Annotated in this window: 18 protein-coding genes; 8 read left to right on the top strand and 10 right to left on the bottom strand. The window is 47.2% G+C overall.

Translation table 11 applies throughout. From position 1 onward, the window contains the following. Positions 1-61: 61 nt before the first annotated feature. The 7 genes from MNV_RS02035 to MNV_RS02005 all read right to left on the bottom strand — a co-directional run bounded on the left by MNV_RS02035 (position 62) and on the right by MNV_RS02005 (position 4907). The gene (locus tag MNV_RS02035) at positions 62-364 is read right to left on the bottom strand and encodes a hypothetical protein (protein WP_096203718.1); all 303 of its coding nucleotides are present in this window, start codon (positions 362-364) and stop codon (positions 62-64) included. Then, a complete protein-coding gene (locus MNV_RS02030) occupies positions 322-990 on the bottom strand; it encodes a P-type ATPase (protein ID WP_096203717.1) in 669 nt (222 codons plus the stop codon). The genes MNV_RS02035 and MNV_RS02030 overlap by 43 nt, the downstream gene beginning before the upstream one ends. Next, positions 990-1289: a cation-transporting P-type ATPase gene (locus tag MNV_RS02025; RefSeq protein WP_179293746.1), complete on the bottom strand. Its 300-nt coding sequence runs from the start codon at positions 1287-1289 to the stop codon at positions 990-992. The genes MNV_RS02030 and MNV_RS02025 overlap by 1 nt, the downstream gene beginning before the upstream one ends. Then, complete coding sequence (locus tag MNV_RS02020; RefSeq protein WP_179293745.1) at positions 1286-1912, bottom strand: universal stress protein; 627 nt, start codon at positions 1910-1912, stop codon at positions 1286-1288. Before MNV_RS02020 ends, MNV_RS02025 begins: the two co-directional genes overlap by 4 nt. A gap of 342 nt (positions 1913-2254) precedes the next feature. Further along, positions 2255-3013: an ABC transporter ATP-binding protein gene (locus tag MNV_RS02015; RefSeq protein WP_096203714.1), complete on the bottom strand. Its 759-nt coding sequence runs from the start codon at positions 3011-3013 to the stop codon at positions 2255-2257. Further along, complete coding sequence (locus MNV_RS02010) at positions 3001-3807, bottom strand: ABC transporter permease (protein WP_096203713.1); 807 nt, start codon at positions 3805-3807, stop codon at positions 3001-3003. The genes MNV_RS02015 and MNV_RS02010 overlap by 13 nt, the downstream gene beginning before the upstream one ends. After that, positions 3807-4907, bottom strand: a complete 1101-nt coding sequence (locus MNV_RS02005; RefSeq protein WP_096203712.1) for an ABC transporter substrate-binding protein — start codon at positions 4905-4907, stop codon at positions 3807-3809. Before MNV_RS02005 ends, MNV_RS02010 begins: the two co-directional genes overlap by 1 nt. A gap of 128 nt (positions 4908-5035) precedes the next feature. Between MNV_RS02005 and MNV_RS02000 the strand changes: the two genes are divergently transcribed. Genes MNV_RS02000 through radB form a run of 5 tightly spaced genes read left to right on the top strand, consistent with a single transcriptional unit; the run spans position 5036 to position 8298 of the window. Then, complete coding sequence (locus tag MNV_RS02000) at positions 5036-5557, top strand: helix-turn-helix domain-containing protein (RefSeq protein ID WP_096203711.1); 522 nt, start codon at positions 5036-5038, stop codon at positions 5555-5557. Between the two features lie 5 nt (positions 5558-5562). After that, positions 5563-6168 (top strand): YkgJ family cysteine cluster protein, encoded by a 606-nt coding sequence (locus MNV_RS01995; protein WP_096203710.1) that lies wholly within the window; start codon positions 5563-5565, stop codon positions 6166-6168. Positions 6169-6224: 56 nt separating this feature from the next. Further along, positions 6225-6851 carry a metallophosphoesterase gene (locus tag MNV_RS01990; protein WP_096203709.1) on the top strand — a complete coding sequence of 209 codons (627 nt, stop codon included), beginning with the start codon at positions 6225-6227 and terminating at the stop codon, positions 6849-6851. Next, positions 6851-7609, top strand: a complete 759-nt coding sequence (locus MNV_RS01985; protein WP_096203708.1) for an ATP-binding protein — start codon at positions 6851-6853, stop codon at positions 7607-7609. Before MNV_RS01990 ends, MNV_RS01985 begins: the two co-directional genes overlap by 1 nt. Next, complete coding sequence (radB, locus tag MNV_RS01980; protein ID WP_096203707.1) at positions 7579-8298, top strand: DNA repair and recombination protein RadB; 720 nt, start codon at positions 7579-7581, stop codon at positions 8296-8298. The genes MNV_RS01985 and radB overlap by 31 nt, the downstream gene beginning before the upstream one ends. A 43-nt stretch (positions 8299-8341) precedes the next feature. On the opposite strand, the gene MNV_RS01975 is transcribed toward radB, so the two are convergent. Both MNV_RS01975 and MNV_RS01970 read right to left on the bottom strand, forming a co-directional pair. After that, on the bottom strand, positions 8342-8719 hold the full coding sequence (locus tag MNV_RS01975; protein ID WP_096203706.1) for a hypothetical protein: 378 nt from the start codon (positions 8717-8719) through the stop codon (positions 8342-8344). Between the two features lie 6 nt (positions 8720-8725). Further along, complete coding sequence (locus MNV_RS01970; protein ID WP_096203705.1) at positions 8726-10381, bottom strand: hypothetical protein; 1656 nt, start codon at positions 10379-10381, stop codon at positions 8726-8728. Positions 10382-10556: 175 nt separating this feature from the next. Here MNV_RS01970 and MNV_RS01965 point away from each other — a divergent pair, with 175 nt between their 5' ends. The 3 genes from MNV_RS01965 (at position 10557) to MNV_RS01955 (ending at position 13481) form a co-directional block, all read left to right on the top strand. Then, the gene (locus MNV_RS01965) at positions 10557-12470 is read left to right on the top strand and encodes a HEAT repeat domain-containing protein (RefSeq protein WP_096203704.1); all 1914 of its coding nucleotides are present in this window, start codon (positions 10557-10559) and stop codon (positions 12468-12470) included. A gap of 310 nt (positions 12471-12780) precedes the next feature. Then, positions 12781-12996 (top strand): hypothetical protein, encoded by a 216-nt coding sequence (locus tag MNV_RS01960; protein ID WP_096203703.1) that lies wholly within the window; start codon positions 12781-12783, stop codon positions 12994-12996. A 185-nt stretch (positions 12997-13181) separates the two neighbouring features. Continuing rightward, positions 13182-13481, top strand: coding sequence for a hypothetical protein (locus MNV_RS01955; RefSeq protein ID WP_096203702.1), 300 nt, complete (start codon positions 13182-13184; stop codon positions 13479-13481). Positions 13482-13579: 98 nt separating this feature from the next. Here the strand turns inward: MNV_RS01955 and MNV_RS01950 are convergent, their stop codons facing one another. Continuing rightward, positions 13580-14596, bottom strand: a complete 1017-nt coding sequence (locus MNV_RS01950) for an isocitrate/isopropylmalate dehydrogenase family protein (RefSeq protein WP_096203701.1) — start codon at positions 14594-14596, stop codon at positions 13580-13582. Between the last annotated feature and the right edge of the window lie 195 nt (positions 14597-14791).

The following is a 14791-nucleotide window of genomic DNA, read 5'->3' as shown; positions in this document are numbered from 1 at the left end:
ATCGGCTTCTTTCAGCGCAGGTGCAGCTCTTGCAAACAGGACCTCACCCCTGAGAGCCTGCTCAAGTTCGTTTTTCCCTTTTGTACTCCCCCTCAATATCTTTTTTCTCAAAGGCTATCAGCCGCATGCCCCTGCCCGCATAACCGGATACCTGCGCTTCTATCCGCTCTTTATCAGTATCAGTGAGTTTCCGTATCCCCTCTCCGGTTGCTATGTGCGTGCACTTCGCAAGTATCGTTTCGGGCGCACCTTTGGAGTACAGGACAAGCCTGTTCTCTTTCCTGTTCACAGTGCTCATCATTTTCCGCTCGGAAGTGAACGCTATCTCATCCACGCGTTCCCACTCACCGCGTACCCCGCCCATAATATCACATTTGCACTCCCTAGGGTTTCTACCGAGGCGAGTTTTTTTATGAGGGCATTCCTTCTTACCATCCTCTGGCTTGCAAGGGATAAAGAGAGGGTAACGGTGGGCAGCAATCCCTCAGGCACGTTTGCAGCTATGATCCCGATAGCGAACAGGAAGTTATCCTGCGGGCTTATGCCGATAGATTCTCCCATTACGAAAAATACGAAGCCAAGCCCGACCGATATGACAGTAATTACACGCGTCACAAAAGTCAGCTCACGCTGAAGCGGCGTCGGGGCTTCCCCGACCTCCTGCGTAAGATGTGCTATCTTCCCGAACTCTGTTGCCATTCCCGTTGCAAAAACGACCGCGATCCCGTATCCTCTCACCACAGTGGTTCCGGAATAAATGAGGTTGGCAGGTTCTACATCCCCGGATTCAGGTCCATCCTTCCTTATCTGCGGCTCGGATTCTCCTGTAAGGGGTGAATTATCTACCGCAAGGTCAACTGCCTTGATAATCCGTGCATCAGCAGGCACACGGTCCCCATCCCGTATGATAATCATATCCCCGGGCACTATCTGTCTTGCAGGTATCTTTATCTCTTTCCCGCCCCGGATCACGCTTGCCAGGTAGGGCATTAGTTTTTTAAAGCCTCGGAGGCTTTTTCCGCCCTGTATTCCTGGAAAAAAGTGAACAGGGCGTTTATGAAGATAACAGCGAATAAGGCATATGCCAGGTTTCTCATGCTGGTATCGTTCCCAAGCCAGTCTGCAAGGTGCGAAGCAAATTGAACCAGCCTGGAAGCTCTTTTTTTCTCAGAGATTATATTCTCCCCGAAATCCGAAAGCCGCTTCCTTGCTTCCTCTTCAGTCAAACCCTGCGGAGTGGTATCAAGTTCCCGGAATACATCTTCCCTGTCTAAAGCCTGTATTTTCACAGCCTCCGCCTCCAGATCAGAACATCGCAGAGTATGCTGGACAGCATCCGTTCTATCGGATTTCCGTATACCACCTCTTTTAAAATGCTCCGCCTGCTTGCTCCCATGAGAGCCATGCTGTGCCTTCCGATTGCGGCTTCCTTGGGTATGGCGTTTATACTACTCTCTGCAACTACCACCCGCACATCAACATTAATCCCCAGTGCCTTCAACGCATCTGCAACAGGTGCCATAGTTTCTTCGCCTTGCCTGCGCATTGTGTAGAGTCTTATCCACGGAAGGTCGTACCAGCGCGGGAATTCTATCACATGCAATATCTCGACTTTGTAACTGTAGAATTTTGCAAGGACTAAAAGATCAGCGTTCTCCTCATTGATAACAGCTAATATGGTCTTAACGACTTCCCCTTTTCTGATAATGCCCTTTGCCTGTATGCCGTAAGTACCGGCATGCTGGCGCAGGTGCTCTATTGCATAGGATAATTTCTTCCGCTCCACTTCCCCTGCATCGACCGCAAGCACCGTGAGCTGGCTGCCCAGGGAAGAGGCTATAGCCACAGCATGGCGGGCTGCAAGCTCTGAATGGAAAGAGCCATCTACGGCAGATATTATTTTCCTGTACAATATTTACTCCCATTTTATAAGATAGGGATTCTTTCCGTTTATAGTTATAACACGCAGATATAGAAAAATAGGTAGTCCTAAATTTCATGGCATATATAAAAACAATCGCCACGGAGTCACAGAGAACACAGAGTAAAAGCAACAATCTCTGTGCACTGGTATGAAAACAGACACTACTTAAACAACGAACTAATACGAACTGATACGAACTTACGCAACCGGAGTTCGTTGTGAGTTCGTATTAGTTCGTTGTTGATGCCTATTTTGTTGTACCTTTTCATCGCCATCTATGAACCGCGTTCATAGCCGACTCCGTGGTTTATTGTCCTGTTTTTGCCCATTTTAATAAACCCCTGCCGCCCTTTTAATCTCCGCGCCGAGCGACCTGAGTACCGCATCCCGCAGGGCATTGGCTTCAGGGCTTGTCCTCACCCTGGGGCGGGGAAGGTTGTTCTTGAACATCTCCTTTACCGTGCCCGGGCGGGCTGACATCACAGCTACCCTGTCTGCAAGATAGACCGCCTCATCCACGCTGTGGGTGACGAACAGGGCGCTTATATGCTCTTTCTCCCATATCCTCAGGAGTTCAGCCTGCATGAGGTTCCTCGTCTGGGCGTCAAGCGCGCCGAAGGGTTCATCCATCAATAAGAGCTTCGGGTTGTTGGCATATGCCCTTGCAATCCCGACCCTCTGCTTCATTCCCCCGGACAGCTCGTGAGGATAGTGGTCCTCAAACCCTTTCAAGCCCACAAGCTCGATATAGTGCTGCGAGATTCTCTCGCGCTCCTCTTTGGACACCTTTTTAACTTCGGGTCCGAACTCGATATTGCCTTTTACGGTCCTCCACGGGAACAGTACATATTCCTGGAACACGAAACCGCATTCCCTGTTTACGCCCTCTATTTTTTTCCCGTCAAGGAAAAGCGCACCCTCAGTCGGCGTCTCAAGCCCTGCAACGAGGCGAAGTAGCGTGGTTTTCCCGCACCCGCTCGGACCGAGAAGACAGACGAACTCCCCATCCTCTACTGCGAGGTTCACATCCGAGATTGCAAGAAAATCATTGAACTTCCGGGAAACGCCCTGTAAGACTAACCTGCCCATTTTATGAACCTCTTTTGCAGAAGAAGTATGCTGATATTCATAATGTACCCGATGACGCCTATAACTATCATACCTGCCACCATTTCGGCATAGCGCCCCAGGTCACCCATGTTCCAGATAAAGTAACCAAGACCAACAGGGCTCCTGATAACCATCTCGGCAGCCACGATCGCCATCCAGCCGACACCAAGCCCGATCCGCAAACCGGCGATTATGGAAGGAAGAGCAGAAGGGATAATAACTTTTGTAACTATCTTTGATCCTGATGCTCCGAGTGTTTTTGCGGCATCAACCAACCGTACATCGGTCGATCTCACGCCGTAAATAGTATTGAGGATTATGGGGAAAACCGTGCCGATAAACACGATGAAGATCGAACCGCCTGTGACCAGGATAAATATAGCCAGAGGTATCCATGCCATCGGGGGCATATTTCTTATAATTTCAATGATCGGGTTCAGGACGCTGTGTATGAGCTTCGAATAACCTATTCCTATGCCCACAGGGACTCCTATGATAAAAGCGATAATACCGCCCTGGATGACACGCTGGAGGCTGGCACCCGTATGATCAACGATCCCGTATGTAAATGAAGGTCCGTAGGTTCGTGTGAACAATGAATCCATCAATGCATAATATGTTTCAGGAGGCGTTGGGACGTCCCGCAGGCGCATGAAAGGGATGTTGAAAACATTATCCCTTGCAAGTATTACTAGAACATGCCATAATAGCACAAAAAAGAAAAGGGAGAGGATGTTTATGACCAATCCTCTTCTGCCGGAATAATTTTTCATTAAGTAACGACCTTGACGCCGTCCTTATCTGCTGCCATCAGGAAAAGCACATGCTGTATCGTACCCGGTCCGGGGTATCCAACGGTCTTTCCTCTCAGGTCTTTCAGCGAGGTTATGTTACTCGCTACAACTACCACGGAACCTTCATCGTTCATCCCTGCTATGACCCCGACACGCGCATCATCGATCGTGAAATCGTTGCTGTTTATCCTGTGAATGATAACAGGGGGGATGCCCAGGCTTCCCACGTCCACAGTTCCGGCTTTAAAACCATTCTGCATCTCGAATGCGCCGTTCTGGAACGGGGCTCCTTCCGCGAGGGTGATATTTATCCCTGCATCCTTATACCAGCCTTTTTTCCATGCAACGTAGAACGGAAGTTCGTGTATATCATTGATAAGGTAGCCGTAGCGCACGGTCACGGGTTCTTTCAGCGACAGGCTGCTAAGATCGGCATCCTTGTTCTGCACAGCCCATTCAACATACTGGTTGGTTATCAGCGAGTTAGCATAATCTGACGCGTTCTTATACCCCGACTGGTTCCATTTTGCAGGGTCAAATATCCCGAAGTCCTGTATCTTTTCAATAAAAGCCGCTGTTTTCGGAACATCCGTAGCGTATACGAACTCAACATCGAAAAGGCTCATATTAGCTGCATTCCGGTCGGTGAGACCTCCGAAATCCAGTGTAAAGTTGATCAATTCCTCGTGGTCGGGCGAACCCGGACTTTTTGCATTATTGATATAATTCACCGATTTTAGCTGCACAAGAGCCATGCGTTTGAGTATCTCATCTGAATTGTTTGTGTTCTTATGCCAGTCATAATCGTATGCAACCACACAGCAGGGATGCTCTTCCCATATATCGCCCGAATATAACAGGGGTTTCCCGTACCCTTTAGTAACGGCTAATGACGGGTAGGGTTCCCACATTATAAATCCCGCTATTTCGCCTGTACCGAGCCTCTGCACCATATCCTGCCCGCTCATCTTTACAAGATTGACTGGCACATCGGTCTCCGGGGCTTTGTTACTTTCAAGGCATCCTGCTACAAGTATAGCCAAACCGACAACAAACAATATCTTCAATAAGTTTCTCATGGTTTCCCTCTGTAATAGTTAATTATTATCTTTCTGACCATGCCTTATTTAACTTTTCCTGATTGTTATGCGGAATAACCCAAATGTATTAATAATCAGTAAAATATATACGATCGTGATAAGAGGTAATCATGACAGCAGATGACCTGATAAAGGCAGCAGCAGAATCGGATGAGGCGTTCATCAAGGAGTTCGGAAGGATAATCAAAGAAGAGCATCACCTGTCGGCGGCGGAATTCAGCGAACGCTCAGGCATACCGCCAAGCACCATATACAAACTACTATCAGGACACCGCGAGCCTAATATCAAGACCCTGCGGCAGATAGTGAAGGTGCTCAGGAAAATGGAAGGGACCGAGAAAAATGATTTTATTGCCGTCATTGCGGCGCGTCCTGTTCTGGATTACATCACAGAGAAAAAGCTGAAAGTAGGGGGGCACCTCCTGACGATCAGGGAATACTCTGCCACATCAATGGAAGAAGCTATCATCGCCGCTATCAGAGCTGAAAGGGATGGGGCAAAAGCTGTGGTCTGCGCACCCATTGTGAGCACCACGGTCGAGAAGGTGCTCCGCATACCTGTTGCCACGATCATGCCAAGAGATAGCCTTTTTGAGGCGATCGAACTTGCAGCAAAGAAAATGGGTTAGTGAGAATGAGACGGAGAATCGATTATCTGGAAAAAGCCCTGAAAGATACTGCCGGCATAGATGAAAAACAGCTTGCAGCTAACATAAAAGCTGCGGGATTTAAATGCAAAAAGTGCGCGCAGTGCTGCAAAGCTGAATACGGGGATAACACAGTATCCGTATTCCCCCGCGAAATAAGGAGCATATGCGAGAAAACAGGACTGGACAAGGAGGAAATAGTAATCCCGACACCTTCGGAGGATACGGATTCGGAAGGGAATATCCATACCTTTGAATGGGTTCTGAGAAGAGAAGGAGACTGCGTTTTTCTAAAGAATGGTCTGTGCCAGGCATATGAGTGCAGACCGCGTATCTGCAAAACCTATCCGTTCTATTTGCAGGACGGGCACCTGATGGTTTCTGAGTGCGCGGGGCTTGGGGAAGAAACCAGTGATGAAGAGAGTAAAAAGATTGCCGCATCGCTAAAAGAACGATACGTTACTGAAATTAGAGAATCGATTATGCTTCTTGAGAGGTTCAGGGGGTTCAAACCGGGAGGCAGGGGGAACATATGTGTACATGATAGCGAGGGGGAGCACTGGGTTTATAGCCCATATATTCAATATAGATAAGAAGTTAAAAGATTCACAACATTACAAATATAAACGATAAACTATTACTAAGTTCTATGAAATTTCTTGCATTATCAGACCTTCACGGCGATTATTCACATATCGAAGCCCTCCGGGACAAGGCAGGGGATATTGATGCCGTACTGATAGCAGGCGATATAACGAATTTCGGGCCTGATGAGCATGCGCTTGAACTGCTGGGGATGTTCAAGGAACCCGTGCTTGCAGTACCGGGTAATTGCGACAATCTCTCACTCCTCAGGCTGCTGGATGAGAACCCCATAAACCTTCATAATTCATCGTATGCCCTCAATGACCTGACCTTTGTAGGTCTTGGGGGCTCAAATCCCACTCCGTTCAATACGCCCTTTGAACTTTCGGAAAAGAAGATCGGCGAGTATATCGGCGCATTACTGGCAAATTTAAAAGGCAGGATAATCCTGCTCTCCCATGCCCCGCCGCGAAATACGCTGGATAAAGTGCCGCGCGGGAATGCGGGAAGCGAAGCATTGGCCCGGTATCTTGGAAGGTTTGACCTCATCGTATGCGGACATATACACGAGGGGCGGGGTTCGGTGAAGGTGAACGGCACTCTTGTGGTCAATCCCGGTGTCGCGTCAAAAGGGCAGGCGGCGCTCATAACGATAAATGACGAAATAAAAGTAGAGTTTATTGATACATAATGATAAAAATTGCAATATCAGGTAAAGGCGGTGTCGGGAAGACAACTGTTTCAGGCACACTTGCACGGCTTCTTGCAAGGGAAGATTATGACGTGCTTGCAATAGACGCCGACCCGAGCATGAACCTTGCTTCGGCGCTCGGTATAAAGAACCCGCCCCGACCCCTGACCGAATTTAAGGAACTCATCGATGAAAGAGCAGGCGGACCTTCCGGCATGTTCAAATTAAATCCAAAGGTAGATGATATCGTTGAGAGATTCGGCGTTACAGGACCTGACAATGTGAAATTGCTCGTGCTGGGCACTGTCGAGAGGGGAGGGAGCGGCTGCATGTGCCCTGCAAGCTCGTTCCTGAAGGCTCTCCTGCGCCATGTTATCCTGAAGATGAACAGCGTTGTGATCCTGGACATGGAAGCAGGAATAGAGCATCTCGGGCGAGGCACCACAAAAGGGATAGATATAATGCTAATAGTAGTTGAACCCGGGGCGCGGTCTGTAGAAACTGCCGGAAGGATAGTGGAACTTGCCCGCCAGATAGATATAAGGAATTTCGGCGCCATAATAAATAAAGCAGGGGGAAATTTGCAAGAAATCGAGGATAAGCTTAACGGATATGGCATTCCTGTAATAGGCACGATACCGTATGATACCGCTCTTATCCGGGCTGATATGGAAAGTGCCGCTCCCATAGATAAGGGCGGGGCTGCTGTTGAAGCGATGAAGGATATATGGGAAAAACTACCGATCAAGAGGGAGTGAGCAGCATAAAAAAACAGGACAGGATTTCCTGCGGTTGCAGGTGCATAGACGACCTTCTTGGCGGGGGGTTTGAAACAGGGATAGTCACGCAGCTTTACGGCGCTTCAGGTACCGGAAAGACAAATATCTGTATGCAACTGGCAGTTGAATGCGTAAGGAGCGGGAAGAAGGTCATTTACATAGATACCGAAGGTTTCTCGGCCGAGCGGTTCAGGCAGATAGCGGGTGAGGAGACAAAAAAAATAGCAAGCGACATAGTCATATACGAACCTGCAAGCATGGAGCAGCAGTACTCCGCCATCGTGGATCTCGGGAAACTCATGAACGAGAGAATAGGTCTGATAGTACTGGACTCTGCGGCGCTTTATTACAGGCTCGGGCTTACCCAGGACGATAAGGGCGAGGAGAACATAGCATTGCGGCGCGAGCTTGTGAACCAGATCGGCATCCTTCACGGGATAGCCAGGAGACACGACGTGGCTGTGGTAATAACGAACCAGGTTTATAAAGACGTTAATACGGGAGAGATATACCCGATCGGTGGGACTGCGCTTGAGCATCTCTCAAAGACCATCATCCTTCTTGAGCGGACGGGAATATCCAGGCGAAAGGCGACTCTCCAGAAGCACAGGTCAAAGAGCGAAGGTGCTCACTGCGAATTCATGCTGACAGATAAGGGTGTGCAGTAGTTTTACTTTGGTTTTTGCCCTTTCAGTATCATCATAAGTTTCTCTACAAAATCCTTGAGCGTGGTCTGTCCGGCTTTTGATGCATCCTTTGATACCTCCTCTGGCAGCCCGTCAGGAGCCGGTTTTTTCTGTTTTTAGGCTCAGGCTCTCTTAAAAGGTACCATGATGAGATCTCGACATAGGTCACAATCCCTATAAATGCAGACCATATCAAAAGCAGGATATGGATATTATACACGGGCACAACTATGGAAAATTGTATCTGCGAAAAGAATTCCATTGTCCATTCGGGCAGTAAATAAATGGCTAAGACCGGGAGGAACACCAGCACAAGCGCGGAGAGCAATGGCGAGACATAAATGAGAACCATCAGAATAATAAGCGTGTATATCAAAAAGACCAGAAACGAAAGTATTTCCATAATTTATCATCTCCTCTTTAACCTTATTAAAATATAAACAACAACTGCCACACCGGCGAATATCCCTGAGATAACCGCAAATGATGAGACCATGAATGAGAGAATTTCATCCGGCGTTGCTTTTAAAGGCGAATCAGTATTCATTTTGCTTATTGTACTCTCAGTATCGACATTATTCCCGGCACCGCTTATCTCAACTGTGTTCGATTGCGCCTCCCTTGCGAACCCGTGGATGTCCCGGTAGACCGCACCGGCAGCAGGCAGGGATATAATATCACCCGGCAAAGAATATATGATAACGGTATGTTCTCCGGCCTCAAGCATACCAGACCATGCTGCAATCCCGCTCACAACAGGTTGTCCGGCGGGTATTTTGTCGGACAGGTTCACGATAGCGGGTCTATCCCCTGTGTTATTTATATCCAGCTTCACATTAAGGAGATTACCTGCTTTTGCAGCGGATTTTGTAATAACTACCAGGGGTCCGTGGATAGTTACCACCGCTTCTTTCGATAATGATGTATTCATTTTCCATTTTGCCATCGCAGGCGGTAGTATATACTGTCCTGCTGTTTGGACCGGGGTATGGTACTCGATATTAGATGAAACCCCGGGTTTGAGTTTTATAGTCCAGTTGAGCTGCTTTAAATCTTTTTTTCCATCGTAAACAGTATCATAAACGCTTATCGATTCTTCCGTTGAGCCCCCGTTGTAAACAAAAAGATTAACTGTAACATTCTGTTCATCAGTATCCGGGGCTGCCCACTTTGTTATTGAAATAACTGGCATGATATGGACGGTTTTACTGATCCTGTTTGAATATTCGTTGCCGTAATAATCGCGTGCCAGTATTGTTGCTGTGATGGTAACCGTGGAATTTCCAGGCGATTGTTTGATCCTGGACCTGAAGTACGCTGTGCCTGTGGTATTGGTAGCCGAGAACATGGCAGGCAGCACCTCCGTGTTTGCGCTGCTTTCAAGGATAATACCTTCTATATTCAGATCAACATCGCTTGCTGCGTTCACTGTAACCTGAATATTTTCATCGGGGTAGTATTCCTCCTTATCCGTGGAAATACTGGCTTTAACTCCGGGTAAGGGATAAGTCAGGAATTCAAGCCCAACCAAACCATCCTGGCTTATATTTGTAACTGTGATCCGCAGATTCCCATAATCACCGTAGCTGTCCTTTGAAAAAGACCTTGTTTCAGACGTTTCTTTGCCGGATATCGTCAGGTTTACAGATCCTGAGCCGAAACTTTCCGCGCTGAGAGTATAGTTCATGAACTCGTATTTTTCTCCCCATTTCAGCATTTTATTACCTGCCGGTTTCCAGATGGCTTTACTCTCGGGTTTGCTTATCGAAACCCAGGAATACTTGTCCCATATGCCGAGCAGTGTTACCCTTATATTCTTATATTCCCTGTACTCATTGGTATTGAATTCTTTTTGTTCTATCTTGTTCATGCCTTTATAAACTTCGATAAAGGCACTCGTAGCATCTACGGTCTTAGCCTTTATAAGGTAATCCTCAAACGTCAGCGTATCGTTCGCTCCTATAAACCCGGAGGATCTTGCCACCCAGACGGTATCTATCATGCTTGCGGATGCAGCAGGGGCAAAACCGAGCAGTAAAAGACATATTGATATTTTTATATTCATGTTTTAATTATTATATTATTTTAAACCATCTCTGGTATTCTGGCTTTTATATGTATACTCGTCTTCACACCTTTATTTATATCAGTGTGAATCCAATGCGAATATAACTAAAGAGTTATAAAAATACAGAAAAAAAGTTATCTTTGATATTGCTTTAACAAAAGAGGTAATCTGATTGCCTTTCGACCACACGGATTTAAAAGAAATGAAGCGGAGCGGAGATGTTGAAGGGCTGCTCTGCATCCTGGAAGCAGGGGATGTGAAGGAGATAAGGGAAGCAGTACGCATCCTGGGGGAACTGCGGTACAGGAAAGCCATCAGGCCTCTGGTCGGGCTTCTTGAAAAGGATGATATCCAGGTTCGCGCAAATTCGGCGTGGTCCCTGGGTGAGATAGGTGATGTGAAGGCTGTTCTGCCTCTTATCGGGCTTTTAAACGACCCGAGTGAGAACGTTCAGATATACGCAGCGTGGGCATTAGGCAGGATAGGTGATAAACGTGCTATCACTGCCCTTGAATCCATGCTGGAGAGCGGCTCAACTGAGGTAAGGAAACATGCCAGGGAAGCAATAGACAGGATAGAATCAAGTGTAGATGGTAAGAAAAACAGGGGTAACGGCAATTACAAGGACGGAGATGACAGGATTTCCTCATCGGATCCAGATATTCCCCTGGTGACGCTTGATGTTCCCATGGACAGGCTTGATTGCGATTACATAACCAGGGCAGAAGGGAATTCAAAGACAGGCAAAGTGAAGTTCTCTGGAGATGTGGCAGTAAAGGATATTATAAATGCGAACCAGAAGAGCACCCGCAGGGTCATCCTGGGCTTAAAAAACGATTTTAACGGATTGGTTTCTGTTGATATTCTATTAAGGTACAGGGACAGCGAAGGAGATACAAGTTCGGTATGGATGCGGGTGGCAACTCCCGGAGGAAACCCGGCAGTAAGCGGCGGGGAGGCGGCAAGAGCCAGAATAAAATTGGGAAGGAAACAGGCAGAGAGACAAGTCGATTATGAGGTTGCCGGGGACGCAGGAGATGAGCCGGAAAGGGAAGAAGTAGAAGAGGAGCAGCCCTATCCGGAGGATTTTGTTCCTGAGGAATATCCCAAAAGAAGGGCTTTAAGGAGAAAAGAGACCGCAAGACATTATGCTGTTCCTGATGAGACAGAGCCGGATTCAGGGACCGATGACGAGATCCGGATGGAAGCACAGCTGGTCAGGAGGAGGTCACAACAGGAAAAAGCCGAACCTGAAGTGGCAGCGAAGGTCAAGGTTGCAAAACCCGGACTGAAAGTACAGGCAATCGCACCGGTAAGTGACGAACCGGATATCCCGGAGATAATAACCGCAAAGACTGAACCAAAGGCAGATGAAGTTAAGCCATTGAAACCCGAACAAAAGTTGGTGGAAATAAAACCGCAGCCTGAGGTAGTAAAAGTAATAGAAAAAACTCAGGCAACCCCCCCGCCTGTAAAATCCGCGGAGAACGTAGATTCGGCAGTCAGGCTTTTATCAGATATCGGGAAGTCGGGAATGACAGAGGCTGCATCGGCGGTAACCCAGCTTGGAGGTGAGGAGGCAGAGTCACTCCAATCCCGGTTACGCACACTGCCGATAGACCAGTTGAGTGAAGAAATAGTCAGCCTGGGGGAATACATTGCATCAGTTGAAGTTAACCTCCACGGCAAAAGCGAATCAGGGGAGATGAACGGTACTGTGATACTGTTTTTCTCAAAAGACGTGGCTTTATCGATCGCGAATGAACTCCTTTGCAATCAACCGGGCGCTTTGGTCAAAGAATTTACGGAGGATATAACTTCCACGTTGAAGGAAACAGCCAATATTTTCGGGGGCCAGTATGTTAGTGCTATATCCGAATATATCGGAATGCCTATATTGCTTAAAGCACCTTCATTCAAAACAGGCGCATCATCACAGATCGCGGAATCAATGATGAAAGAGATTTCCGGAAAAGTCGATTTCGCCCTTGCGACCGACCTCGCCTTCGCGAATAACAAGACCGGAAGGCTGGTGATGCTTCTTGACCCCAAGTCCTACGATGTCATTATAACAAAACTGTTTTGATCCCGGGTAATTTTTTCACTTAAGGATAAGTTTAAAAATTGATACTAATCCAGACCAAATTTAATCAACCGTGACTGTATTTAATCTACCATGACTGTATTTAACCGGTCATAATAATCTTTAAATACAATAGGATTGTTCAGTAATAATTGTGGGCAGGAAAATAACTTTTTTAATACTAACCCCCACTCCCCAACCTGCCCATAAACTTATTTTGGATTCGCATAAAAGGTGAATGTTTATACAGTACCACTGTTATCGCCTCCGCTGTATCTTTATAGTAGTTCGTTAATTATTATACGGGTTGAACATGACGCAAAAAGATTATGTAAAGGAATACCTTGGTTTTCTTAAAATATTGATGGTAGGATTAATCGGGGCTATGTTTCTGGTTGTCTTATACAACTTACAAACCCCGGGATTTTATGCAACCGCATTGGTCTTGATAGTGTTTCTTGGTCTGGTTTTTGTTCTTTTGAGCATACTGTATTTCAGGCTCATGAGTGAACTGCAAGATATGCCATAAAGCATCAATCAATAGTATATCCTCGAATAAATGGATGTACCTGAGAGTGCTGATAGCAGAGGTTTGTCTTAATGGTCAATAAAACCATCACCTATCCCTCCAAATTTTTTGAATCGAGTAAAGGTTAAACCGGCGCTTGGAATTATTTATTAACCGCTACCTCCAATAAGACCTTGAGGAAAATTATGGAATCTGTTTATTTCTATGAAGACAAGGTCAGCAAAGATGTCGCAAAAGTGCTGGAAGATGATTTTTTCAAACGCATAGGTTATATCGTAAGGGAGTGCTGCAAGCTCCTGGGGAGTGAGCGCAAAGGTTATTTCCTGTATATAAAAGCCAATTCCGAGGATATCGACCGCGCCGAGGAAAAATTCGAGGGTGTGGGTCTTGAGAAGCTGATTGGAGAGGAGAAGAAGCTTGTGACTGCTGCTTTCGTCGCGGAAGAGGAGAACGCAGCCAGCGGCATGGGGATGATTTTTGGTTAAGATGGGGTAGAACAACTAACTCGATAAGAACTCACAGTGAACTCTGGTTGAGTTCGTATTGAGTTCGTCCAAGTTCGTTGTTGATATCCAAACCAAGCCTACCTGAGCTTCTTTATTATCGCATCCACCATCTCGCTCTGCCTTGCGCTTCCGCCGAGGTCATAGGTGAGGTATTTTCCCTCTGCTATAACGCTCTCAGTAGCCTCAAATATCGCTTTCGAGTTCTCTTTCTCACCCAGATAATCAAGCAGCCACGCGCCTGCAAGTACCGTCGCCACAGGGTTCACCTTATCCTGCCCCGCGTATTTTGGCGCAGAGCCGTGCGCAGGCTCGAACATGGCATAGCTATCCCCTATATTGGCAGAGTAAATGAGCCCGATGCTGCCCACAAGCGCAGAGCACTCCTCGCTCAGGATGTCCATGAAAAGGTTGGTTGAGAGAAGGATTTTCCGGTTGAAGAGCTGCGGGTTCTTTATCAGCTGCTGCGCGATGTTGTCGATATGGTATTCTTCCATCTCGATACCGGGATAATTCTCGCCCGTCTTCCTGACTTCCTCGATAAATGTCCCGTCCGTCTGCTTCAGTATATTGCTCTTATGGATAGCCACAACGCTCTTCCAGTCGCGGCGTGCCGCCTCTTCAAATGCATAGCGTGCCACGTTCCTGCATGCTGACCGCGTGATTTTTCGTATCGAGATAAAAACGTCATCTGTCAACTGGATCTCCTTGGCAAAATAGAACCCTTCGGTACCCTCCCGCACGCATACGAAATCAACATCCCCAAGCGGTATCTGGGTGTTGGGGAAGGATTTTACAGGCCTGACATTTGCATAAAGGTTGAACTTCTGGCGGATAGATACAGCCACGCTCTTCGGGGAACCTGCGCCGCCGGGAGTTGTGGTCGGACCTTTGAAGGCAGCATCCGTGCTCTCCAGTATCTTCCACGTCTCTTCTGGGATAAGCGAATCTCCGCCGTGCTGCTGCCACCATTCGGCGCCCGCTTCGCATTGTATGAACTCGATATTCGTACCGACAGCCTCTGCCACCCGTAGCATGTTCTCAACGAGTTCCGGACCGACGCCGTCACCTTTTATTACTGCTGCTTTCTTGCTCATGATTATCTCTCTGCGCCCCCTTTCATGAACACAAGTGAGCATTAAGTTTATCCAGATAACAGTACTTCCGATCGGTCGTAGTTCCGAATAGCATTCTGAATCATATTTGTATTAACCGAGTTCGAAGTGTTTGAATTCTGCTCTCATTTTATTCTCGTAACTTGCTCAAAAATGCTGCAATTGGAACCAAGCATA

It is taken from the genome of Candidatus Methanoperedens nitratireducens, assembly GCF_900196725.1.
In the GTDB taxonomy this organism is placed as follows: Archaea; Halobacteriota; Methanosarcinia; order Methanosarcinales; family Methanoperedenaceae; genus Methanoperedens; species Methanoperedens nitroreducens_A.
This window is presented reverse-complemented; position numbering and strand designations above follow the sequence as displayed.

What these genes read in the sequence shown, in the direction of transcription:
- MNV_RS02035 (WP_096203718.1), bottom strand. Translation starts at nt 364, where the DNA reads ATGGGCGGGGTACGCGGTGAGTGGGAACGCGTGGATGAGATAGCGTTC.
- MNV_RS02030 (WP_096203717.1), bottom strand. Translation starts at nt 990, where the DNA reads ATGCCCTACCTGGCAAGCGTGATCCGGGGCGGGAAAGAGATAAAGATA.
- MNV_RS02015 (WP_096203714.1), bottom strand. Translation starts at nt 3,013, where the DNA reads ATGGGCAGGTTAGTCTTACAGGGCGTTTCCCGGAAGTTCAATGATTTT.
- MNV_RS02010 (WP_096203713.1), bottom strand. Translation starts at nt 3,807, where the DNA reads ATGAAAAATTATTCCGGCAGAAGAGGATTGGTCATAAACATCCTCTCC.
- MNV_RS02005 (WP_096203712.1), bottom strand. Translation starts at nt 4,907, where the DNA reads ATGAGAAACTTATTGAAGATATTGTTTGTTGTCGGTTTGGCTATACTT.
- MNV_RS01995 (WP_096203710.1), top strand. Translation starts at nt 5,563, where the DNA reads ATGAGACGGAGAATCGATTATCTGGAAAAAGCCCTGAAAGATACTGCC.
- MNV_RS01990 (WP_096203709.1), top strand. Translation starts at nt 6,225, where the DNA reads ATGAAATTTCTTGCATTATCAGACCTTCACGGCGATTATTCACATATC.
- MNV_RS01985 (WP_096203708.1), top strand. Translation starts at nt 6,851, where the DNA reads ATGATAAAAATTGCAATATCAGGTAAAGGCGGTGTCGGGAAGACAACT.
- radB (WP_096203707.1), top strand. Translation starts at nt 7,579, where the DNA reads ATGGGAAAAACTACCGATCAAGAGGGAGTGAGCAGCATAAAAAAACAG.
- MNV_RS01975 (WP_096203706.1), bottom strand. Translation starts at nt 8,719, where the DNA reads ATGGAAATACTTTCGTTTCTGGTCTTTTTGATATACACGCTTATTATT.
- MNV_RS01970 (WP_096203705.1), bottom strand. Translation starts at nt 10,381, where the DNA reads ATGAATATAAAAATATCAATATGTCTTTTACTGCTCGGTTTTGCCCCT.
- MNV_RS01960 (WP_096203703.1), top strand. Translation starts at nt 12,781, where the DNA reads ATGACGCAAAAAGATTATGTAAAGGAATACCTTGGTTTTCTTAAAATA.
- MNV_RS01955 (WP_096203702.1), top strand. Translation starts at nt 13,182, where the DNA reads ATGGAATCTGTTTATTTCTATGAAGACAAGGTCAGCAAAGATGTCGCA.
- MNV_RS01950 (WP_096203701.1), bottom strand. Translation starts at nt 14,596, where the DNA reads ATGAGCAAGAAAGCAGCAGTAATAAAAGGTGACGGCGTCGGTCCGGAA.